Consider the following 23,302-nt stretch of genomic DNA (forward strand, 5'->3'; position numbering starts at 1 on the left):
GCTAACTGTCATGACTGATTATGCGTCCCGACTGAGCCGTTCCCGCGCTATCGCAGCTGCTAAAGGCATCGACATCCTGTTAGTGGGTACAGGTGCCGAATTCGCGTACCTCACCGGTTCGTGGGTCTCCTCCCACGAGCGCCTGACCTGCTTGGTTATCCGTCCCGATGCCGAACCGGTAATCGTCGCCCCCAGCACCGACATTGAGTCGCTTCAGGGCGTTGCGACCCAGCTGGTGGGATGGAGCGATGGGCAGGATCCCTATGCGCTGGCCTTGGAAGGTGCGCGCCCTACCACCGTTGCCTTGGGATCCTCACTCACCGCCGATCACGTGCTGCGCTTTCAGTCCGCAATTGGCAACCTCGAAGCTAGTACTGCGAAGGAACAGCACCCCGCAAAGTATGTTCTGGCCACCGAGGCCCTCGCCGAGCTTTTTACCCGCAAGGATCCAGATGAGGTGGCAGAGCTACGCGCTGCAGCGGCGGCTATCGACGCTGTCCACGCCGAGGTGCCGCGCCTCCTGCAGCCGGGGCGCACCGAGGCCGACGTAGCCGCAGATGTGCGGGAGCTCATTCTGCGCGAGCACCGCGAGGTGGATTTCATCATCGTGGGCTCCGGTCCGAATGGAGCCAATCCACACTATGACTTTGGGGACCGAGTACTCGCCGCCGGCGATCCCGTGGTGGTGGATATTGGCGGTACGCTGCCCTCGGGCTATCATTCCGACTGCACCCGCACCTACGTCGTTGGCGCCGATCCTGCTGCCGCGCCGGCAGAGTTTCGCGAGGCTTACGCGGTCCTAGAGAAGGCCCAGGCTGCCGGCCGAGCTGCTGCGCGCCCGGGCACAACCGCCCAGGAGATCGACCGCGCCACGCGCAGCGTGATCGAAGACGCCGGTTGGGGTGAGTTCTTCACGCACCGGACCGGACACGGCATTGGCTTGTCGACGCACGAGGAGCCCTTCATCATGGAAGGAAACGAGCTGGAGCTTGCCGAGTCCATGGCCTTCTCGATCGAGCCGGGTATCTACGTGCCGGGCAAGTGGGGCATGCGTCTTGAAGACATCGTGGTGACCACCGAGTCCGGCTATGAGTCCCTGAACCAGGCACCGAGGGGGTTGCGCTAATGGGAGACACTGGCGCGCTACTGATCCTTGGCGGGCGCAGCGATATCGGTGGGGAGCTTGCACGTCGGCTGTGTGAGGGTCGCCCAGTGGTTCTCGCCGCGCGGGGCGAACACGGTATGGACAGGCTGCACTCCGAACTCCTGAGCAGCGGGGCGTCGTCCGTTCACACGCTGTCCTTCGACGCTGCGGAAGTTTCCTCCCACCGCGCGGTCATCGACCAAGCCGCAGCACTCGCAGGAGCAGAGATCACCACGGCCGTCGTCGCCTTCGGAATTCTGGGCGATCAGGAGCGCGCGGAGCACGACGAAGCCCACGCCTTCGACATAGCGCTTGTGGACTATGCAGCGCAGGTATCCATGCTCACCGTGCTTGCCGACGTCATGGCGAGAGGGCACATCGTGGCCTTTTCCTCCATCGCTGGGTGGCGGGCCCGCCGGGCCAACTATGTCTATGGCTCGACCAAGGCGGGCCTAGATGCCTTCTGCCAAGGCTTAGCGGATCGATTGCAGGGCAGCGGCCTAGCGCTGATCACCGCGCGCCCCGGCTTCGTCATTGGGTCGATGACTAAAGGCATGACACCCGCGCCTTTGTCCGTTACCCCTGACGTTGTGGCCCAAGCGGTGGTCAAGGCCATTGAGTCCTCGGCAGGTTCGCGGCCGGCTTCCCGCACGCTATGGATTCCACGGCCTCTTCAGCTCTTAGCGTGGGTGATGAAGCTGGTACCGCGTCCCATCTGGCGGCACATGCCGCGCTAGCGGTGCCCGAGGGCAGTAGAATTCGCATCGAAGATGAATCCACGCGGTGCAAGGACGCGCAACACAACGTCAGCATCTCCCTCGGCTAGATCGTGGATGACCAATCCGCGCCAGGGGGTTACCGAGATGGAAGCGCCCAGCTGGCGATAAGCCCAGCGTATTCTCCGGGCAGCACGCCATCCTGCAGGCCCGCGCCCAGATCGACGCGGCCGGGCTTCGTGTGCTCAGTCAGCCAGCCGATGGGCAGCGCAGGCGAAGTGGGAGCTGACCCTGCCGCATCCGAGCCACGTTCCAAGTCCTGCAGGTGATCTGCAGAGACCTTTTCCGCAAAGTCCACGAGTTGGGAAATGGCATCCGCAAGCCCCAGCAGCGGCCCGGTGGGCTCACCGTCGCGGATCAGGCGCGCGGTGGCGGTATCTTCATCGTCTTCCGCCTCATCACCAGAGAGCTGAAGGCCAGCCGACACCCCGTGCGAGAGGAGATCACCGGCACCGCTATCCACACCAAAAAGCGCGGCACGGGCTATCGCAGGGGCATCCTGATCGACGTCGGCTAAGGCTTCCGCGATCCGCTGCGCTACCTGACGGGCGCGCAGCGAGAGGGGAGAGGCCAGCACGTGAGCGGCGGTGGTGGGCAGGGGGACGTCGCCAAGCACCTGCGCATTGTCAACGCCTCGCAGGCCGATGACGCTGTGCTGCTCTAGGTACACATTGCCATCGCCATGTTCTCTGGCGGCCTGGCCCAGAGCGAGCCACTGCTCGGGGGTGACAACGCCGCCAGCGGGATGGAAGCGCAAGGTATCGGATTCGGGATGCTTCGACTCAGGGAGGGACATGGTGGGACAGTCTAGTCGCTCCGGGAGGGTCTCCTGCGAAGCGCCAAACCCAGCAAGTATGGTGGGCGACATGCCGTTTGTTCTCTTCATCGCGTACATCCTCCTAGAAACTATGGCCTTTTGGGCCGTTGCCGAGTGGATTGGTGTGCTGTGGGCGCTGCTTGCCTTGGCGCTGACCATGCTCTTCGGCATGACCATCGCCAGCTGGGAAGTCCGCCGCATGATGGTCAGCCGCATCCGTCAGACCGAAGACGGTGTGTACGTCATGGAGGATCCCACCCCGGGCAAGACGGCAGGCAACGTTGGCCTGACCATGGTGGGCGGAATCCTGCTGTCGCTGCCCGGATTTGTCTCGACGGTCTTCGGAGCGCTGCTTATCTTTGCGCCCACGCGGTCCATCATCCGCACGCTACTTGCGGCATCGATGTTCCGGAAGATCGAAAACATGGGCGTGCGCGTGTACGAAGCCTCACCCATGGCCCAGCACCGCGATTCCTATGGTTCCTTCGGCACGTTTGGCGCAGGCGCCGCCGGTGATGGAATGGGGGGCATGGATCAAACTGGCCAGTCGCATGAGGTCTTGGATGAAGATGAAATCCGCACGTGGACCCAACACGTCAAGCCCGAAGACTTTGAGGACGGAAAGAAGTAGTGCTGGTACTTGTGGCCCGGCTCGCTCTCGCTGCTGCGTCGGGCGCGGTGACCTACCTTGCCGTTGAGCCACGCGGCTGGTGGGCCGCCGGCATAATCGGCATGGCGATGCTCGTGGCAGCGCTCTCACCGTGGAGAAAACCCCTCGGTCTGGGGTGGGCGGCCCTCGTCGCTTGTGTACATAGCGCGGTGTTGTACTTGTTCACGCTGCCATGGATTGGTGAGTTAGTGGGCAACATGCCCTATATTGCGCTCGCTTTATTCCTGTCTCTGTACAGCATCCTCCTTGGTATCGGCGGGGCGGCGCTGCTGCGCTTAAACTACGGTTTCGCTCTCTTCCCGTTCTTCTACGTGGCGGTAGAAATGCTGCGCTCCTCAGTGCCCTTTGGCGGTTTTGCGTGGGTGCGCCTCGCCTGGGGGCAAATAGAGGGCCCACTCGCCAACCTTGCCTCGTGGGGCGGGCCGGCACTCATTACCTGCGCGGTGGTCTGCGTAGGCGCAGGATTGGTGGGGCTTGCCCGCTCACCGCGCCTGGCATGTGCGTTCTTGGCGGTGCCACTGCTAGCTGGCTTGCTAGCGGCACAGAGCGTGGACCTCCCGGGCCGCACAACAGGCACGGTGACGGTCGCCGCGGTGCAAGGAAACGTTCCACGGCTGGGCCTTGACTTTGCCGCCCAACGCCGCGCGGTGCTGGATAACCACGTCCGCGTGACCGAGCAGGCCGCGCAGGATGGGTCCAGACCGGATATCGTCATTTGGCCGGAGAACTCCTCCGATATCAATCCTTTTGCCAATGAGGACGCTCGGGAGCTTATCGACGGCGCCGCCCGCGACATCGATGCCCCAATCCTCGTCGGAACGCTGACCCAGGATGAGGTTGGCGCACGGAACACCATGCAGGTGTTTAATCCGGATGGCTCGGCAGGGGAGTACCACCACAAGAAGTACCTGCAGCCTTTTGGTGAGACGATGCCGATGCGTGATTTCTTTAGGAAGATCACCGATCTGGTGGATCTGGCGGGCGACATGAAGCCCGGTGACGGTCCGGGCGTGGTCACCATGGCTGGGACCGCGGTGGGCGTTGCCACGTGTTATGAGGTCAGCTTTGCCCAGGCGTTCCGAACCGCCATCAACAACGGGGCGCAGATCCTCACGACACCGACGAACAATGCCACCTTTAGTGACTCCGACATGACCTACCAGCAGTTGGCCATGAGCCGCTTGCGCGCGATCGAAGCGGATCGGGCCGTCGTTGTGGCGGCTACGTCCGGGGTCTCGGCGATCGTCTACCCGGATGGCTCAGTGAGCCAAGCCAGCGGTATCTTTGAACCGGCATATCTCGAAGAAGAGCTTCCGCTGCGAGAAGGGCGCACATTTGCGGTGCGTTATGGTTCGCTCCTGCAATGGCTCATGGCTATTATTGGAACGGTCTGTGCGCTGTATGCGATCTATTCCACCCGCTTGTCCGGACGACGCAGCGCGCCTGAAAAAGAAATCTAAAGGAGCAAGGAACTAGTGAGCTCGACCCGCGAATCTACCCTGGTCATCATCCCTACTTACAACGAGATTGAGAACCTACCGCTCATTACCGGGCGCGTGCGCAAGGCAACGCCGGAGGTTCACATCCTGATTGTGGACGATAACTCCCCGGACGGCACCGGTGACGCGGCGGATAAGCTGGCCGCTGAGGACTCCCACCTGCACGTTCTCCACCGTGAGGGCAAGGGCGGACTTCTCGGCGCGTACATCGCCGGTTTCAAGTGGGGCCTCGAGAAGGACTACCAGGTGCTGTGCGAGATGGATGCAGACGGCTCCCACGCGCCGGAGCAGCTGCACCTGCTGCTCGAGGAAATTGACAAGGGTGCTGACTTGGTCATCGGCTCTCGCTATGTTCCGGGCGGTGAGACCGTCAATTGGCCGGCCAACCGCGAGCTGCTCTCCCGCCTGGGCAACAAGTACATCTCGGTCGCCTTGGGCGCCGGCATCAACGACATGACCGCCGGTTACCGTGCCTTCCGTCGCGAGCTACTCGAGCACCTAGACTTCGATGAGCTCTCTAACGCCGGCTACATTTTCCAGGTTGACGTTGCCTTCCGCGCCATCAAGGATGGCTTCGATGTCCGCGAGGTACCGATTACCTTTACCGAGCGCGAGCTGGGTGAGTCGAAGCTTGACGGCTCCTTTGTCAAGGATTCCCTGCTGGAGGTCACCAAGTGGGGCGTTGCGCACCGCTCCGAGCAGGTCAGCGACTTTACCTCTGAGGTATCCAAGATCACCTCACGGACGGTAAAGGACATGGAGCTTGGCCCCAAGTTCAGCAACGCTAAGACTGCTGTTTCCGACTTTGTCTCCGAGGTATCCAGCTTGGTGAAGGGCACACTCAACCGCTAAAACTGCTTTCCTCACCACGAGCCCGAAGGCCTGTCATGGCTTTCGGGCTTTTGTGGTAATAACCACCATCAGTGCTAATGTCGTAAGTGGCACTTTATCCGGTGCACAGTGACTTGCTTCACTTCATTCTCACACTACGGATCGTTCGGCACGTACCTGCCGATGGAGGAGAGTTTGCTATGGCAACCGTAACGTTCAAAGATGCATCCCTAACCTATCCGGGAGCTACAGAACCCACCGTCAAGAAGTTCAACCTGGAAATCGCTGACGGCGAGTTCCTCGTCTTGGTCGGCCCATCCGGCTGTGGTAAATCCACTACGCTGCGCATGCTGGCCGGCTTGGAAAACGTCACGGACGGCGCCATCTTCATCGGCGACAAGGACGTCACCCACGTCGCACCGCGTGACCGAGACATCGCTATGGTCTTCCAGAACTATGCTCTCTACCCGCACATGACCGTGCGCGAGAACATGGGTTTTGCGCTGAAGATCGCAGGCAAATCCCAGGACGAGATCAACAAGCGCGTCGATGAAGCCGCCGCTACCTTGGGTCTGACCGAATTCTTGGAGCGCAAGCCGAAGGCCCTGTCCGGTGGTCAGCGCCAGCGCGTAGCCATGGGCCGCGCCATCGTTCGTAATCCCCAGGTCTTCCTCATGGATGAGCCACTGTCCAACCTCGACGCCAAGCTGCGTGTGCAGACGCGTACCCAGATCGCGGCTTTGCAGCGCAAGCTCGGGGTCACCACCGTCTACGTCACCCACGACCAAACCGAGGCACTGACCATGGGTGACCGCATCGCGGTACTCAAGGACGGCTACCTACAGCAGGTCGGCGCACCCCGCGAGCTCTACGACCGCCCAGCCAACGTCTTCGTCGCCGGCTTCATCGGTTCCCCAGCCATGAACCTCGGTACCTTTACGGTCAAGGATGGTGACGCTACCTCGGGGCACGCCCGCATCAAGCTGTCCCCGGAAACCATCGCGGCCATGACCCCGGAGGACAATGATCGCATCACCATCGGTTTCCGCCCGGAGGCCCTAGAGATCATTCCGGAGGGCGAATCCACCGACCACTCCATTCCCATCAAGCTCGACTTCGTAGAGGAACTTGGCTCTGATTCCTTCCTCTACGGCAAGTTGGTGGGCGAAGGTGACCTCGGCTCCTCGAGCGAGGATGTCCCCGAATCCGGCCAAATCGTCGTTCGTTCCGCACCGAACACCGCACCCGCCCCGGGCAGCGTTTTCTATGCACGCATCGTCGAAGGCGGCCAGCACAACTTCTCAGCCTCGACTGGAAAGCGCCTGCCGTAGCCCGCGCCCGGCTACTGCGAGCCAAGCAGTACGGATAGGCATAGAGCCAGGATTAATTCAGCTACGAAGGTGGAGTGACTCGACGTGAAAGAGTCTATGAGTATCACCTCCTCGACGTACGCGTCGGCACTTCTGACGCTGCCGTGGGATACGCCCCTGGAACAGTGGCCCGCTGAACTCATCGCGGCCCTGCCTAGGGGTATTTCCCGGCACATCGTGCGTTTCGTGGGGATTAACCGCGGCATCGTCGCGGTCAAAGAAATCGGCGCGCGCACCGCCCACCACGAGTACAAGATGCTGCGCGAACTGCAGCGTCTTGGCGCACCCAGTGTGCGCCCCGTTGCCGTGATTACCGGCAGACACCCAGCCAAAGAGAGCTACGGAGAGCTCACCGCAGCGCTGGTCACTGAGCACCTGGAGTTTTCCCTACCGTACCGCGAGATCTTCTCGCGACACCTCACGGTAGTCGAGGCAGAAAAGCTAATCCGGGCCCTGTCAGTGCTGCTCGTGCGCATGCATCTGCTGAACTTCTATTGGGGCGATGTATCGCTGTCGAACACCCTATTCCGGCGGGACGCCGAGACCTATTCGGCCTATCTTGTCGACGCCGAAACGGGGGAGTTCCAGCCCAATCTCTCCGAGTCGCGCAGGCTTTACGACGTCGACATCGCCCGCGTCAACATCATCGGTGAACTCATGGACCTGCAAGCAGGAGAATGCTTGGATTCCTCCATCGATGTCATCGCCCTAGGCAGCCTGGTCGAGAGCTCTTACCTCGAGCTGTGGACGGAACTGACCGCAGAAGAATCCGTGGACGCCAGCGAGTATTGGCGCGTCTCCGAGCGGATTGACCGCCTCAATCAGCTGGGTTTCGATGTAGGCGAGCTCAAGGTCACGAAGGACGATTCGAAACACGTGGTGCGGATTCGCCCAGTGGTGGTCGATCCCGGCCACTACCGCGCGCAGTTATTGAGTTTGACGGGATTAAGCGTCGAGGAGCACCAGGCCCAGCGCCTCTTGGGTTCCATCCAGGCCTACCAAGCCGTCGAATGTGGGCCCACGTGGGGCTTACCCAGGCCGCGCACCTGTGGATGACGCAAGAGTACGAGCCGACCATCGCCGCTGTCCCCGTAGAGATGTTGCAGAAGCTCGAACCCGCGCAGATTTTTCACGAAATCGTGGACCACCGCTGGTTCCTTGCCCAAGAGAGGGGAGAGGACGTGTCCCTTCCGGAGGCGACGGCATCCTACCTTGAGTCCGTGCTGCCCGCCCGCCGAGACGAGGCGCGGCTTCTCCACACACAGCCCGCAAACGGAGACTTGTCATAACCGCCTGCGTGCCCCAGTGGCCTCCAAAACCACAGATCGAAAACGCGGCTCTCAGCTGATTATTATATTGATTTGTATGGTTTAAGCCCGATTGCCCCTTAAATGGGGAAAGATTTCATGTCCGAATATGGATATAGTCACAATCGGGCGCTTTAAGCCCGTTTTCTTTTGATTATGTGGAATACCTCACTAAGGTAGGAGACAGGCTAACCAGTTCATAGTTGGATTGTAAACCGCTATGAAGCACTTGGTGGCGCTGGGAAGAATCCTTCGTCGCGGAAGGCATCCCAGACACAACCGAATACGAGCCGGATATCCATCTCGGCTCATCATCCCGCTTTTCATCAAGAAAGATGAGGACCTCATGAAGCGTCTTACTCGCATCGCATCCATCAGCATGGCTTCTATGCTCGCCGCCGCTAGTCTCGTCGCGTGCTCCGGCTCTACCGACGAGGAAGGCGATGTTTACTTCCTGAACTTCAAGCCCGAACAGGACGCCGCATACCAGGAGATCGCAAAGGCCTACACTGAAGAGACCGGCGTCAAGGTCAAGGTCGTCACTGCCGCCTCCGGCTCCTATGAGCAGACCCTCAAGGCAGAAATTGGCAAGGACGAAGCCCCGACCCTCTTCCAGGTCAACGGCCCCGCTGGCTTCATCACCTGGCAGGATTACATGGCAGATATGTCGGATACTGAGGTAGCCAAGCAGCTCACCGACGATATTCCGCCGCTGACCACCGAAGATGGCGAGGTGCGTGGCGTTCCATTCGCCGTCGAGGGCTTCGGCATCATCTACAACGACGAGATCTTCGACAAGTACATCGCCACCTCCGGCGCGAAGATCAAGTCCACCGACGAAATCAAGAGCTACCAGAAGCTCAAGGAAGTCGCCGAGGACATGCAGGCCAAGAAGGATGAGCTTGGCATCGAGGGCGCCTTCGCCTCCACCTCGCTGACTTCCGGCGAAGACTGGCGTTGGCAGACTCACCTGGCTAATGCTCCTATCTGGCAGGAGTACCAGGACAAGAATGTCGAGGACACCAACGAAATCGACTTCTCCTACAACAAGGAATTCAAGAACCTCTTCGACCTCTACCTGGATAATTCCACCGTGGCGAAGACCCTGGCCCCCTCCAAGACCGTGTCTGACTCCATGGCTGAGTTTGCGCAGGGCAAGGCCGCCATGGTCCAGAACGGTAACTGGGCATGGTCCCAGATCGCTGAGACCTCCGGAAACGTGGTCAAGGAAGACAAGATCAAGTTCCTGCCGATGTACATGGGCCTGCCGGACGAAGAAAACTACGGCATCAACGTCGGTACCGAGAACTACCTGGGTGTGAACTCTGAGGCCTCCGAGGTCGACCAGAAGGCCACCAAGGACTTCGTGGACTGGTTGTTTACCTCCGAGACTGGCAAGGAGCACGTGGTTAAGGACCTTGGCTTCATCGCACCGTTCGAAAGCTACACCGCCGAGGACACCCCGAATGATCCCCTCGCTGAGCAGGTCGCGGAAGCTATTGCTAACAAGGATCTGACCACCTACCCGTGGAACTTCCAGTACTTCCCGTCCCAGCAGTTCAAGGATGACTTCGGCCAGGCCCTGTCGCAGTACGCCTCCGGCACTCTGAAGTGGGAGGACGTCGTCAAGCAGTTCAAGGACAACTGGGCTGCTGAGAAGGAATCCAACTGGGGCTAGGCCTTAAGTCCCCACCCCCTCGCCACACGCCTTCCCGCTAGGAAGCGTGTGGCACCACTTGAAATTAAGGTTTCACCACCATGCAAGCAACGCTGAAGAAGTACTTCCCAGTCTTTGTCTTGCCCACCCTTCTGGCATTCATGATTGCCTTCTTGGTGCCGTTCATCGTGGGATTCTTCCTCTCTTTTACGAAGTTCACCACCATCACCAACGCCAAGTGGGTTGGCATCGACAACTACGTCAAAGCTTTCTCCCAACGCGAAGGTTTCATCTCGGCCTTCGGTTTCACCGTCCTCGTGGTCATCGTTTCTGTGATCACCGTCAACGTCTTCGCCTTCCTCTTGGCGTGGATGCTGACCCGCAAACTTCGCGGAACCAATTTTTTCCGCACGGTCTTCTTTATGCCGAACCTCATCGGCGGCATCGTGCTGGGCTATACCTGGCAGACCATGATCAACGCCGTGCTCTCGCACTATGCCACGACCATCAGCGCGGACTGGAAGTTCGGATACGCCGGCCTCATCATGCTGCTTAACTGGCAGCTCATCGGCTACATGATGATTATTTACATCGCTGGCTTACAGAATGTCCCACCTGAGCTCATCGAGGCAGCCGAGCTCGACGGCGTCAACAAGTGGGAGATGCTTCGCCATGTCACCATCCCGATGGTCATGCCGTCCATCACTATCTGCCTCTTCCTGACTTTGTCGAACTCGTTCAAGCTCTTCGACCAGAACCTTGCGCTCACCAACGGCGCGCCCGGCGGACAAACTGAGATGGTCGCGCTCAACATCGTTAACACGCTGTTCAACCGTATGAACGTCGAGGGCGTGGGTCAGGCCAAGGCCGTCATCTTCGTCGTCGTCGTGGTCGTCATCGCGTACTTCCAGCTGCGCGCGACCCGCTCCAAGGAAATCGAGGCATAAGTCATGACTACCAGCACTTCAGCGCAGGCCGTCCCGGCCTCGAAGAAGAAGGATCACCAGCTTCCCTCGGACAATAAGACCCGGATGTCTGGCGGCGCCAAGTTCGTGGTCTACGCCATCTTGGTGTTCTTCACCATCGTCTTCCTTGGGCCGATCCTCTTCATCTTCATTAACTCCTTTAAGTCCAAGTTCGCTATCTCCTCCGATCCTTTCTCTCTTCCCATCGGTGAAACCTGGGTCGGCTTCGAGAACTTCATGGTGGGCTTGACCAAGCAGGGCTTCTTGGAAGCCACCCTGTGGTCTTTCGTCATCACGATTCTGTCCGTCATCGTCATCGTGTTCTTCTCCGCGATGACCGCCTACTACATCACGCGCGTCAAGACGTGGTGGACAAACCTTCTGTACTACCTCTTCGTGGTGTCCATGATTATCCCGTTCCAGATGGTCATGTTCCCGACGGTCAAGATTGCAGACATGCTCCACCTCAACAACCCGATCGGCATCGTGGTGCTCTACCTCGGTTTCGGTTCTGGTCTGTCGGTGTTTATGTTTGCGGGCTTCGTCAAGTCGATCCCCTTGGATGTCGAGGAAGCCGCGATGATCGACGGCTGCGGTCCGCTACAAAACTACTTCCGCGTCGTCTGGCCCATGCTCAAGCCGACGGCCATTACCGTGGCCATTCTCAACGCCATGTGGGTTTGGAACGACTACCTGCTGCCGTACTTGGTCATTGGTCTGTCGACTCGGTACAAGACCATCCCGGTGGTCATCCAGTCCTTCGTCGGCTCCAACGGTAACCGCGACATGGGTGCCATGATGGCCATGTTGGTCCTTGCCATCATCCCCATCGTCATCTTCTACTTCTCCACGCAGAAGCACATCATCGAAGGTGTGGCTGCCGGTGCCGTGAAGGGCTAATCAAGTGCGATAGGTTAAAGAACCATGAATCGCTTGCTCGGCCCCGAATCGAAGTTCTACGCCGCCCTGAGCCTTTTCGCTGACCTTGTCATCGTCAACGTTCTCCTCGTTATCACGTGCTTTCCCGTGGTGACTGGGGGAATGTCTCTGCGCACCGCCCACGCGGTGACCGGACAGATGGTCCGCGAAGAAGGTTCACGCCGCGGCGCGGCCTTCGTTCGGGGCCTTTTGACCCGCCCCGGAACAAATACCGCCTGGTGGCTTATCTGCCTGGCACTGGGCGCCTTAGCTGCCTATGAATTCGCCATCATCGCGAAGGCCGGTTTCGGGACAATGGGCGTCGTTCTGCGTGCCGCGCTGGTTTCTGGGCTCCTCGTGCTGGGCTGCATCAGCGTGTGGTTCTTCCACCTCGATGCCCCGGGGCTGAGCTTTAGCCAGCGGTGCACGGGCGCCATGACGAAGGCGGTAGCGCACCTACCGCGTACTCTAGTGGCGGTATCTCCGGCGGCACTCTTGGTGCTGTTCCCGCTCTTTTTCCCGGCGCAGTGGGGAGGCTATGCGTTCTTCCTCGCGGTATTGGGCCCGGCCCTAGCGGTCTATCTTGCCGAGCTGGTTCTCCAGTGGCCGGAACTTAATTCAGCGCCGCACGAAGGCGCCAGTGCTTAGCGCGACGTTCGCCTTTAGGGCCCAAAACGACGAATAGGGTAGTGGCTTCCACTTTCGTGGAGCTACTACCCCTTGACCGTGGGACCGGCGCGCGGCAGGCTTTTTAGCCTTCGTTTTCTTCCTGTTCCTTCTGCTCCTTGAGCAGGCGGGCTGCCGCCCGACGACGCGAACGCAGGCTTTCGATGCGTTCAGTCAGCAGTTCATCCAGCTCCTCAATGGAGCGGCGCTCGCGCAGCATATCCCAGTGGGTCCGCGGCGGCTTCGCCGGCTTGGACTCAACGCCCTCGCCCTCAACAAGGGTGCCGAGCTTACCGTTCTTGCACATCCACTCCTCGGGAATTTCCGCGTCATCGGCGAAGGGCACCTCGTAGATGTCGCCGTCCTCGGTGCGGTATTTCACCATCTGGCGCGGGGCCAAGTCGTGGTCGCGGTCGGTTTCGTAGCTCACTGCGCCCATGCGGCTGCCACGGAGTACGCGATCTGCCATGCAACATCATCCTTTTCAAGCGTTGAGGGAAGGGATCAGGGTCGACCTATATCACCCAAAGTTCTATCATTATAACGAATGGCCCACGGCCTTTGTTCCCACCCTCGGGTTAATGGGCTAAGGTGAGTGAGGTGATTGGTACACAGGATCCGCAGCCCGGCAAGCCCTCGAGGCACCGGACGGCAACCTGCCAGTGGTGCGGCAAAGAGATCGCACAAGGCGGGCGGGGAAGGCCACGCAAGTTCTGTTCGCCCTCGTGCAAGCAACGAGCATACGAGCAGCGCCACAACGTGGTCGGGACATCCATTCCCGTGGACGCTGTCATCCTAACTCCAGACAAGGCGGACCGTCTCCGCGACGGTCTCTTTGAGCTCCGGTGCTGTGCCGAGGACGTGGCCACGGCGGCGTCGGAAAGCGCCAGTGCTGAAGAGATGGAACAGCTGTGTGCCGAACTGGTCGCACTAGCTCGTAAGCTTGAGGAATTGAGATAGTACATGAAATCCGTATTAGGTAACCGCAAACTGGTTGTCAGTATCTTCGTGGTCCTGATTCTGGCCTCGTCTGCACTGGCCCTAGGGCCGCTAGCGTTTTCGGTGATCATGGGTCGCGGTGTAAAAACCGAGCCGATCAACGCGGATAAGGTCCATCCCGCAACGACGGACGTTGATGGCGAATGGCACGTGGTGCAAGGTTCGGCCTATAACTACACCTCAGCCGGGTTTACCATCGACGAAATCCTGCCGGCGGATAAGCGCACGACGTCTGGCTCCACCAAGCATGTCACAGGCCAGGCAACCATCAAGGGCGGCGTCGTTGAGGAAGCCAGCATCACCGTGGACATGGCGAGCCTGACCACGGACAAGAAGGTGCGCGATCAGAACATGAAGTCGAAGCTCTTTGAGGTAACAAAGTACCCAGAGTCGACCTTCACGTTGACCGAGCCGGCAGATGTCTCCGCCGTGCCTGACGACGGCTCACTGGTCACCGTCCCGCTGACTGGTGACCTGACCATCCACGGCGAGACCAAGAGCGTGACGCAGGACTTCCAGGTGGTCCGCGATGGTGACACCATTATCTTGGGCGGCGATATTCCGATAAATCGCCTCGATTTCGGCGTCGAGGCACCGGAGATGATCGCCGCGAAGATCTCTGAGGTCGGCGACGTTAACGTTCGCGTTACCCTCGAGAAGTAGCGCGCACGGTTAGTCATGAATTATCGGTATCTTATTCCTGTCCTGTGGGTGCGTCTTGTAGTGCTCGCAGGGTTCGGCATTTTCATCTGGTTTCAGGGGACGAAGCTTCTGGCAGCGTTTTCTGTAGTGCTTGTAGCTCTCACCGTCGTGCAGCTGGTGATGGCTTACCAACGGCGCTAAAAGAGCTTTCCGATGAGCTCCCTAAATGCAGCACAATTACGCAACAGTGACTATATAGCGCCTTAAAAGGGGTTGCTCCAAAGGCGGCTGGGGAGATGCAGATCAGCCCAGATCTAAAGGCGCCATCACAAATATCCCCACCCGCACGCATAGCGACCCTCAGGCAACGCATGGCACACAGGAAAGCGCCCGGAAGGCGGCAAACCAAGAAGTCGCCAAATAAGCTGAAGGCTCGAACTTTCGGAACGGCGATGCGGACGGGACAGGCAACTCGGAGCAAAGCATCAAAGGCCTGTCGAGTACGCGCAACGCACGCATGACTCCGCCGGCGCCCATGGCTCAGCACGGGTCGCGCCGTCAAGGCCTGAGCGTAGATCCATGCGAGCCCAGAGATGGGAGATGCTAAGTCATATCTTCCCGCAGCATAGGTTGTTGTCCGATAATGTACATTATGTCAGAGTGTATTTGCGCACCCTCCCCGCCCAATTGTCACGGCCACAGCACCACAACATGTCAACCCCTCCCTAGTTTTCGCGAATTTATCATGTGGTGAGAGTTGGATTTCAATCTATGGGACGGTAATGTTTCCCGCACAACCAATCAATCTATTGAAATCATCAAGGAGGGCGCTTCCCACATGACCGCAGTCAAAACCAAGCCGCCGACACCGGGCGCAACCCCAAAACTCACAAAACGTGACCGCGTGCGTGTGGCCGTGGCATCGACTATTGGCACGACCATTGAGTTCTATGACTTCTATATTTATGCCACGGCAGCCGTAGCCGTCTTTCCTTTCCTCTTCTTCCCGAAGACCGAGGACCCCACCGTTGCTTTGCTCCAGTCCTTTGCCACCTTCGGCCTGGCTTTCATCGCCCGGCCACTGGGCTCAGTGCTCTTTGGACACTTTGGCGATCGCATCGGCCGCAAGGCCACCCTCGTGGGTGCACTCCTGACGATGGGCATTGCTACCTTCATCATCGGCGTCCTCCCCACGTACCAGACCGCGGGCATTATCGCACCGGCCCTGTTGGCCCTGATGCGCTTCTGCCAGGGTTTGGGCTTGGGCGGCGAATGGTCCGGTGCAGCTTTGCTGGCTTCCGAGACCGCCGAGGAAGGCAAGCGCGCTTCCGCCGCCATGTGGCCGCAGTTCGGCGCACCTTTCGGGTTCTTGCTCGCCAATGGCTTCTTCCTGACCCTGGTTGCCACCATGGATTACTCCCGCGGCGACACGACCGGCACCTTCATGGAATGGGGCTGGCGCTTGCCCTTCCTCGCCTCCGCTGTCATGGTCCTCATTGGCCTCTACGTCCGCCTGCGCTTGGAGGAAACCCCTGTCTTCCAGCAGGCAGTAGACGAAGGCAAGAAGGTCAAGACCCCCATGGTGGAGGCTTTCCGCACTGCCTGGAAGCCGATGATCATCGGTACCTTCGTCATGGTCTCCTGCTACACGCTGTTCTACCTAGTCACCACCTGGATTCTCTCCTACGGTATCGGCGATAAATCCCAGGGGCTGGGGTTGGGAATCCCCTACCTGGAATTCCTGGAGATCCAGCTGATCTCCATCTTCATGTTCATCATCGGCATTCCTGTTTCTTCCATGCTGTCGGATAGGTATGGCCGCAAGCCGATCTTGGTCGTGACTTCACTCATCATGATTGCCTTCGGTTTCAGCTTCCCCTTCTTCCTCGGCATCGAACACGCTGACCGCAACTCGGTCCTCGGCTTCTTGCTCGTCGGCATGTTCATCATGGGCCTCATCTTCGGCCCCATGTCGGCTGTCTTGCCAGAGCTCTTCCCCACTAACGTCCGCTACACCGGTTCCGGCATCGCGTACAACGTCTCCTCTATCCTAGGTGCCGCCGTGGCCCCGTTCATCGCTACGTGGCTGGTCAGCGCCTTTAACGTGAGCTACGTGGGCTATTACCTCATCCTTGTCTGCTTCATCTCCCTCATCGCTATCCTCATGATGCAGGAGCTGAAGGACCAGGAGCTTTCCCAGGTTTAGGTTTTCAGACACAAGCATCTCCCCGTCTCCCCCGGTGCTGCTCACCGAGGGGCGGGGAGATTTTTGTCGCGCCGTGCCCCGTTACTTCCAAAAGTGCAGACCTAGAAGTACAGACTCGCTGGTCGTCGCAAAGCACTGCCTGGGCGCTTGACGACGACCACCTGCATGAATGCACTTCCAGGGATGCACAAATAAAAAACAGGTGGCCGGCAAACATGTGCCAACCACCTATACGGAGCTCGTTGCCCGGATGGGTAACCTGCTACACAGAAACGGCCGTTTTACCGGATTCCACCGCGTCGTCGATGGGCTTGCGACGCACGATGGCGGAGAAGAGTGCACCAGTGACGTTTGCCCACACCGCGGCCACGACGCCCGGCAGCGCCGCCTCCGGAGTGAAGAATTGCAGCGCCAGTGCGGAGGCAAGGCCAGAGTTCTGCGTTGCCACCTCGATTGCCGTAGTTCGCGCCGCAGCCTCGCGCTCACGCGCCAGCTTGGCTAAGTAGTAGCCAAAAAGGAAGCCGATGAGGTTCTGGATAGCCACGCCGATAAAGACCACGAGACCAACGGTGACCAACTTATCCTGAGATTTCGACACCACCGCCATGACCACACCGCCAATGCCGGCGATGGCTACCCACGGCAAAGCCGGAAGAATCTTGTCCACCGCCTTGCTGGCAATAACGCGCAAGAGAAGTCCCAGGCCCACGGGGATAAGCACCGTCTGAACCAGCGACCACATCATGCCGGCGCCGTCGACCTCCGCGGTTTGCCCCGCCAGCCACAGCATGAGCAACGGCGTCATGATCGGCGAGACCAGCGTGGATACCGAGGTCATCGCCACCGACAGCGCCACATCGCCCTTGGCCAGGTAGGCCATCACGTTGGAGGCCGTACCGCCGGGCACAGACCCGAGAAGGATGAGGCCGACGGTGGCGGCGTCGGAAAGCCCTAGCAGTTTAGCCACGAGCACGGCGCTCGTCGGCATGATGGCAAATTGACAGATAACGCCCAAAAAGATGGGCAATGGGCGCTTCGCCACCAGGGCCAGGTCCGGAATCGTCAGGGTAAGCCCCATGGAAAACATGATGACCATGAGCAATTGCGAGGTGTACTGCCCCACCGGATCGAAGGTGCTGGGGCTCAAAAAGGCGACAATGGCGCAGGCAACAATAACGATGGGGAATATGTAGACGGCGAGTTTCTCGCCGGTCTCCCCTTCTGTGCGCGGGTTCGTCATAGTGTTTCCTTTCCAAAATGTGTCTCACTATATGAATTGAGTATCCCATATGATGAACCTCACGTACCCGGTTTGGTCGAGATTTACTGTCAAGCGATAGATTAGATATATGTCCAAGCTACTAAGCCCCGATTCCTCTCGTTTCTCACGCCCGGCCGGCGCTACCAGCCAGGCCGACGCCGTTTCCGAGCGCTACCGCCACGGCTCCCCCGCCGAGCTGGTTGCGGACATGGAAGCCATCGTCGGCGCAGAAAACGTGCACGGCCGACTCAGCGACCTCGTGCGCTTCTCCTCCGATGCCGGTCCCTACCGATCCATCCCGAACATCGTGGTTTCCCCGCGCAACGCAGCGGACCTCGCTGCGCTCATGAAGTACTGCGATACCCACGATCGCCACATGACTTTCCGCGCAGCAGGAACGTCGCTGAACGGCCAGGCCATGGGCGATGACATCCTCGTCGATGTCAAAACCCACTTCGGCGGCATGGAAGTGCGCGAGGAAGGCCGCAAGCTGTGGTCGCGCCCCGGCGTCATCTTGGGCGATGCCCAAGCAGTACTCTCCCGCCATGGCTTCATGCTGGGGCCAGACCCGGGATCCACGTCCGTGTGCACCATCGGTGGCGTGCTGGCCGATAACTCCGGCGGCATGCGCTGCTCCTTGGAACGCGATAGCTACCACAGCATCGAAGAGCTGATCTTCGTCTTGCCTTCTGGCACCATCGTGGATACGTCTCGTGGGGACGAGGCCTTCCGCAAGCAGGAGCCGAAGCTCCACGCCGATCTGCTGGCCTTCCGCGATAAGCTGCGCGCCAACACCGAGATGGTGAAGTTCCTGCGCACTAAGTTCTCTATTCGCAACACCAATGGACTGCGAATTGATGCCTTCCTCGATGAAGACGAACCCGTGCACATTCTCAAGCGCCTCCTCATCGGCTCCGAGGGCATCTTCGGTGCCATCACGGAATCCGTCATCCGCACGGTGAAGCTTCCGCGCGTGAAGGCCACGACCTGGGTCGAGCTGCCCAACCTCCGCGATGCCGCAAACTACGTGCACCCCATCATGGAGACCGGCGCGGAAGCCTGCGAGCTTCTGGTTGCCCCGGTCATGCGCCGCTCGGCCGAGCACTACTCCCACGCCCCCGAGTCCTGGCGCAACCTCGATGATGACGCCGCAGCACTCCTCGTCGAGGTCGGCGGCAGCGACGAGGCAGACTTGGACAAGGCCATGGATCGCCTACGCACCGTGCTTGCCGACGCCCCACTACTGCGCCCCCTCGAATTCCTCACCACCGCAGAAGGTATGCGCGGAGCGTGGGAGCTACGCAATGGTCTCTACGGCCTGCTGGGCGCGGACCGTCCGAACGGCACGGCGTACATCACCGAGGATGTCTGCTTCCCGCCTTCTCAGGTTGGCGAAGCCGCAGCGGACCTGTTGGACTTGCAGGCCAAGTATGGTTACCCGGAATCGGTTATGGGTCACGCTGCTTTTGGCAACCTGCACTTCTTCTTTACCCCGCGCTTCGATGTTGAGGAGGAGCGCGAATCCTATGCCGCGTTCTTGGATGATTTAGCCGAGCTGGTCATTGATAAGTACCAGGGCTCGATGAAGGCCGAGCACGGTACCGGCGTGAACATGGCCCCCTTCCTGGAGCACGAGTGGGGCACGGAGGCCTTCGAGCTGTTCTGGGAGGTCAAGAACATGATTGATCCCAAGGGCATCCTGGCACCGAACGTGAAGCTCACCCGGGACCGGACCATCCACCTGCGAAACTTCAAGTCTTTCCCCAAGGTCGAGGAAGAGATCAACCCGTGTGTGGAATGCGGTTTCTGTGAGCCTGTCTGCCCCTCCCGCCACGCCACGGTGACCCCGCGCCAGCGCATCGTGCTGCGCCGCGAGATGGCCCGGCAGGAAGAAGGCTCGGAGGTCTTGGCGCAGCTGCAGAAGGAGTATCAGTACGACGCCGTCGACATGTGCGCCGCCGACGGCACCTGCTCTATCCCCTGCCCGATTAGCATCGACACCGGCGCAGTGATGAAGCAGCTGCGCGTCCAGCAGGCCACCCCGGCCCGCGAGAAGGTGGCACTGACGACGGCACAGCGTTGGGAGTTGGTGGAAAAGCTTGCCCGCGCTGGCATCATCTCCGCCAACAAGATTCCCCACAAGCCCCTTGAGCTGGGCGCCAACATGGCACGTAACGTGGTAGCACCCGACTTGCTGCCCACCGTCCCGGGGCCGCTTCCGCAGGCCGCATCGCGTCTGCCGGAAACCCCGCGCGAGGGCGCTGGCGCGCTCTACTTCCCTGCCTGCATCAACCGCATCTTCGGCCGCCCAGCCGGTGCGGCTAAGGATTCGGTCGACCTCCCGCGCGCCATCGTGGAACTCGGACGCCGGGCTGGCCAGCCGGTGTGGATCCCCGAGGATGTCGCCGGCGATTGCTGTGGCACACCGTGGTCCTCCAAGGGCTACAAGGAAGGGTTTGAGTACCAAGCTCAAAAGATTGTGCGCGACCTCTGGCACTGGTCGGAGCATGGCCAGCTGCCCATCGTGGTTGATGCTGCCAGCTGCACCCACGGGTTGCTCGATTCGGTTCCTGAGGTGATCTCCCCTGCCGACCGCAAGCTTTGGGAGGATCTGCGCATCCTCGATGTCGTGGAATGGCTCCGTGATGAAATCGCCCCGCACCTGCCCATCGTGAAAAACATGGGCTCCATCGCAGTCCACCCAACTTGCTCGACTGACCACATGGGCATGAGCCAGGCCCTGGTTGACCTGGCGAACCTCTGCGGCACAGCGAAGGTGCCGGAGGGCGCGATGTGCTGTGGCTCCGCCGGTGACCGCGTCATGCTGCACCCGGAGCTCGTCGAGTCCGCCACGCGCGAAGAACGCGCTTCTCTCGACGCGGAGCACTTCGACGCCTTCGTCTCCGATAACCGCACCTGCGAGATGGGCCTGGAGATGATCTCCGGGCGGACCTATGAATCAATCGCAGTGCTGTTGGAGCGGGCCTCCCGTCCGGTCGTCACTCCATAAGCAACGCGCCGGTGGCAATACTCCTCGGCGAGAGCTCTGCCACCGGCGCAACAGATGTGGTGGAGCCGGGTTAGAGATAGTCGTAATTGATTTCGGTGTCCGGGGCGAAAAACACGCACCCGCCCTTCATCGGGCGAAGGTAGATCGTGTCGCCCTGGTGCACGTCAATGCCGCGCGGCACCTTCACCGTGATGCGGTCACCGCGGACCACGGTCCCGTCATTGGCCGACTCTTCGCGGCCACCATAAACGTACAGCTCGGAGCCTAAGTGCTCCACAATATCGACCCTAACCGGTATCCCATACTCTTCACCTCGTTGGTTGACGCCGATGATTTCCCAGTTCTCTGGGCGCACACCAACGAGGACGTGATCCGCTCCCACCTTCGCGGCCTGTTCCTGTGGCATGTAGTAGTCCAGCGCCTGGTCTTTGCCGCTGACAACGCGACCGTCAACGAAGGGGACGTTGTCGATGAGAGTCATAGCCGGCGAACCGATGAACGTCGCGACGAAGGAGTTACCGGGGTTCTCATACAGTGTTTTAGGCGGGGCGACTTGCTGAATAATGCCCTGTTTGAGGACACACACGCGATCACCCATGGTCATTGCCTCAGTTTGGTCGTGGGTGACATAGACCGTGGTGGCGTTGAGCTCGCGCTGCAGTTGAAGGATCTGCGCACGCGTGGATACGCGGAGCTTCGCATCCAGGTTGGAGAGGGGCTCATCCATGAGAAAGACTTTGGGCTGGCGCACGATAGCCCGCCCCATGGCCACACGCTGGCGCTGGCCACCCGACATTGCGGAGGGCTTGCGATCGATAAGGTCCTCCAGCTCCAGCATTTTCGCAGCGAAGCTCACGCGCTCTTCGATGGTTGCCTTATCCACCTTGGCATTTTGCAATGCAAACGCCATATTCTGACGTGCTGTCATGTTGGGGTACAGCGCATAGGACTGGAACACCATGGCTACATCGCGGTCCCGCGAGCGGGTCTCGGTAACGTCGGCCCCGTCGATGAAGATCTGGCCTTCGTCGATTGGCTCAAGGCCAGCAAGCATGCGCAATGTCGTGGACTTGCCGCAACCAGACGGTCCGACGAGTACGAGAAACTCGCCGTCCTTGATATCGAGGTTAATGCGGCTGACCGCCGGTGGCTTCTTCGGGTCATAAATCCTGGAAGCCTGACGGAATTCAACAGTAGCCATGGTGTCCTTTCAAACGATCCGAAGTGTTACTTGAGCTTCGGGGTGATGTCGCGGTCGATAACGCTCTGCGTCTCCTTCTGCAGGTCGCCGAATGCGGACTCCACATCCTCATTGCCCACAGTGATGCGGTCAAGAACGCCACCGATGCGCTGTCCGCCGCCCGGCACGAAGACACGAGCGTAATCCTGCGGCTTGGTGTTCTCGTTGAGCTGCTCGATTGCCGTCTGGGCGTTCGGGTTCTCCTCCAAGAACTTCTTCTCCTCCGGATCATCCAGGGCGTCCTTGCGCACCGGCATGTAGCCCGTCTTCTGGGAGAACTTGATCGTGTTCTCGGTGTTCGTCAGGAAGTCAATGAACTTGACCGCGTTAACCTTGCGCTCGTCAGAGATTCCAGCCGGCACTGCCAGACCAGCACCACCGGTGGCTGCCGAAGGACCAGGACCTGGCAGGTAGGTGGTGATGAATGGAATCGTCGCCGTCTCCTTCAGCCCGCCCAGGGAACCGGTGGACTCCAGCAGTCCAGAGGCCTTGCCAGAGCCGAAGGCTACGGTCGGGTCAGTGGAGATTTCGATGTGACCGGCCTTGACCTGGTCCTGCAAGAACTTGCCAGCCTCGATGGACTCCTTCGACGTAAAGTTCGGTTCCCACTCATCAGAGTAAGAGCCACCGAAGGCCCAAATCATGCCTTGGAAGTACCAGTCGAGGTAGTTGGATCCATCCGGAACGGTGACGGCCGGCTTGTCGAGCTTGTCCTTGATCTTGGTGGCCCACTCGTCGAATTCTTCCCAGTCCTTCGGGCCACGGTCGGTAGGAAGTCCAGCTGCCTTGAGGTCATCGGTGTTCCAGTACATCAGGTTCGTGGATCGGGAGTACGGAACGCCGTAGTGCTTGTCCTTGTAGTTGTAGTCTTCGCGCAGGGTGTCGACGTAGCTCTCATAGTCAATGTCGTTCATCTCCCACAGCTCATCGAGCGGCGTCGTGGCCTCATTCAGCGCGAAGTTGAACCACGTGACGTCAGAAGCAACGAGGACGTCGGGAAGGTCGCCACCTGCGAGGGCAGCGTTGAAGCGCTGTGCAACTTCCTCGTAGTTGGAACCTGCGGTAACCAGTTCGACCTTCAGATCTGGGTTCTCCTTCTCGAACTCATCAATGAGCTCTTGCTCTATGTCACGGGAAGAACCCGGGTGGTTGGACCAGAAGGTGATGGTGTTGGCGTCTCCGCCGTCCTTTGAGTCGTTCCCTGCGGTGGTCGAACCACCTGCACAGGCGGTCAAGGACATAGTTGTGAGAAGTGCCGCGCAAGCGGCAACAATGCGAGTAGAAATCTTACGAGACATGGGGAGGTTCTCCTTGAGAAGTGAAG

The 23,302-nt window shown here is 59.8% G+C and carries 19 protein-coding genes and 1 pseudogene; 15 read left to right on the forward strand and 5 right to left on the reverse strand.

The window, feature by feature from the left end; translation table 11 throughout:
* Nucleotides 1-10 precede the first annotated feature (10 nt).
* Entirely contained in the window at nt 11-1,126 is a 1,116-nt protein-coding gene (locus FME68_RS01380) for a M24 family metallopeptidase (RefSeq protein WP_049157716.1), read from the forward strand.
* Nucleotides 1,126-1,881, forward strand: coding sequence for an SDR family oxidoreductase (locus tag FME68_RS01385; RefSeq protein WP_158395492.1), 756 nt, complete (start codon nt 1,126-1,128; stop codon nt 1,879-1,881). Before FME68_RS01380 ends, FME68_RS01385 begins: the two co-directional genes overlap by 1 nt.
* 118 nt (nt 1,882-1,999) lie before the next feature.
* On the opposite strand, the gene FME68_RS01390 is transcribed toward FME68_RS01385, so the two are convergent.
* On the reverse strand, nt 2,000-2,716 hold the full coding sequence (locus FME68_RS01390; RefSeq protein ID WP_230308839.1) for a ferredoxin-like domain-containing protein: 717 nt from the start codon (nt 2,714-2,716) through the stop codon (nt 2,000-2,002).
* Between the two features lie 70 nt (nt 2,717-2,786).
* Between FME68_RS01390 and FME68_RS01395 the strand changes: the two genes are divergently transcribed.
* The 9 genes and pseudogenes from FME68_RS01395 to musI all read left to right on the forward strand — a co-directional run bounded on the left by FME68_RS01395 (nt 2,787) and on the right by musI (nt 12,602).
* Entirely contained in the window at nt 2,787-3,368 is a 582-nt protein-coding gene (locus FME68_RS01395; protein WP_195914074.1) for an FxsA family protein, read from the forward strand.
* A complete protein-coding gene (gene lnt, locus FME68_RS01400) occupies nt 3,368-4,867 on the forward strand; it encodes an apolipoprotein N-acyltransferase (protein ID WP_328287674.1) in 1,500 nt (499 codons plus the stop codon). The genes FME68_RS01395 and lnt overlap by 1 nt, the downstream gene beginning before the upstream one ends.
* A gap of 15 nt (nt 4,868-4,882) precedes the next feature.
* On the forward strand, nt 4,883-5,758 hold the full coding sequence (locus FME68_RS01405) for a polyprenol monophosphomannose synthase (RefSeq protein WP_144013203.1): 876 nt from the start codon (nt 4,883-4,885) through the stop codon (nt 5,756-5,758).
* Between the two features lie 179 nt (nt 5,759-5,937).
* Entirely contained in the window at nt 5,938-7,068 is a 1,131-nt protein-coding gene (locus FME68_RS01410) for an ABC transporter ATP-binding protein (protein WP_049157728.1), read from the forward strand.
* Between the two features lie 84 nt (nt 7,069-7,152).
* Nucleotides 7,153-8,396: pseudogene (locus tag FME68_RS01415) on the forward strand (DUF4032 domain-containing protein).
* 364 nt (nt 8,397-8,760) lie between these two features.
* Entirely contained in the window at nt 8,761-10,092 is a 1,332-nt protein-coding gene (locus FME68_RS01420) for an ABC transporter substrate-binding protein (RefSeq protein ID WP_070517788.1), read from the forward strand.
* An 80-nt stretch (nt 10,093-10,172) separates the two neighbouring features.
* Complete coding sequence (locus FME68_RS01425; protein ID WP_144013207.1) at nt 10,173-11,018, forward strand: carbohydrate ABC transporter permease; 846 nt, start codon at nt 10,173-10,175, stop codon at nt 11,016-11,018.
* Nucleotides 11,019-11,021: 3 nt separating this feature from the next.
* Entirely contained in the window at nt 11,022-11,936 is a 915-nt protein-coding gene (locus FME68_RS01430) for a carbohydrate ABC transporter permease (protein ID WP_049154663.1), read from the forward strand.
* Between the two features lie 24 nt (nt 11,937-11,960).
* The gene (musI, locus tag FME68_RS01435) at nt 11,961-12,602 is read left to right on the forward strand and encodes an ABC transport system MusEFGK2I component MusI (RefSeq protein WP_071410129.1); all 642 of its coding nucleotides are present in this window, start codon (nt 11,961-11,963) and stop codon (nt 12,600-12,602) included.
* A 103-nt stretch (nt 12,603-12,705) separates the two neighbouring features.
* On the opposite strand, the gene FME68_RS01440 is transcribed toward musI, so the two are convergent.
* A complete protein-coding gene (locus tag FME68_RS01440; RefSeq protein ID WP_158395494.1) occupies nt 12,706-13,089 on the reverse strand; it encodes an RNA polymerase-binding protein RbpA in 384 nt (127 codons plus the stop codon).
* 131 nt (nt 13,090-13,220) lie between these two features.
* Here FME68_RS01440 and FME68_RS13140 point away from each other — a divergent pair, with 131 nt between their 5' ends.
* The 3 genes from FME68_RS13140 to FME68_RS01450 all read left to right on the forward strand — a co-directional run bounded on the left by FME68_RS13140 (nt 13,221) and on the right by FME68_RS01450 (nt 16,467).
* Nucleotides 13,221-13,580 carry a hypothetical protein gene (locus FME68_RS13140; RefSeq protein ID WP_046649171.1) on the forward strand — a complete coding sequence of 120 codons (360 nt, stop codon included), beginning with the start codon at nt 13,221-13,223 and terminating at the stop codon, nt 13,578-13,580.
* 3 nt (nt 13,581-13,583) lie between these two features.
* On the forward strand, nt 13,584-14,282 hold the full coding sequence (locus FME68_RS01445) for a YceI family protein (protein WP_158395496.1): 699 nt from the start codon (nt 13,584-13,586) through the stop codon (nt 14,280-14,282).
* An 817-nt stretch (nt 14,283-15,099) separates the two neighbouring features.
* A complete protein-coding gene (locus FME68_RS01450; protein WP_158395498.1) occupies nt 15,100-16,467 on the forward strand; it encodes an MFS transporter in 1,368 nt (455 codons plus the stop codon).
* A gap of 262 nt (nt 16,468-16,729) precedes the next feature.
* Here FME68_RS01450 and FME68_RS01455 read toward each other — a convergent pair whose 3' ends face one another.
* Nucleotides 16,730-17,707, reverse strand: a complete 978-nt coding sequence (locus FME68_RS01455; RefSeq protein ID WP_158395501.1) for a bile acid:sodium symporter family protein — start codon at nt 17,705-17,707, stop codon at nt 16,730-16,732.
* A gap of 109 nt (nt 17,708-17,816) precedes the next feature.
* Here FME68_RS01455 and FME68_RS01460 point away from each other — a divergent pair, with 109 nt between their 5' ends.
* Nucleotides 17,817-20,738: an FAD-binding and (Fe-S)-binding domain-containing protein gene (locus tag FME68_RS01460; protein ID WP_158395503.1), complete on the forward strand. Its 2,922-nt coding sequence runs from the start codon at nt 17,817-17,819 to the stop codon at nt 20,736-20,738.
* 70 nt (nt 20,739-20,808) lie between these two features.
* On the opposite strand, the gene FME68_RS01465 is transcribed toward FME68_RS01460, so the two are convergent.
* Together FME68_RS01465 and FME68_RS01470 are read right to left on the reverse strand one after the other, a co-directional pair.
* Nucleotides 20,809-21,939, reverse strand: coding sequence for an ABC transporter ATP-binding protein (locus tag FME68_RS01465; protein WP_158395505.1), 1,131 nt, complete (start codon nt 21,937-21,939; stop codon nt 20,809-20,811).
* Nucleotides 21,940-21,965: 26 nt separating this feature from the next.
* Nucleotides 21,966-23,276, reverse strand: coding sequence for an ABC transporter substrate-binding protein (locus FME68_RS01470; RefSeq protein WP_158395508.1), 1,311 nt, complete (start codon nt 23,274-23,276; stop codon nt 21,966-21,968).
* Between the last annotated feature and the right edge of the window lie 26 nt (nt 23,277-23,302).

The organism is Corynebacterium hiratae (assembly GCF_009708045.1).
Classification (GTDB): domain Bacteria; phylum Actinomycetota; class Actinomycetes; order Mycobacteriales; family Mycobacteriaceae; genus Corynebacterium; species Corynebacterium hiratae.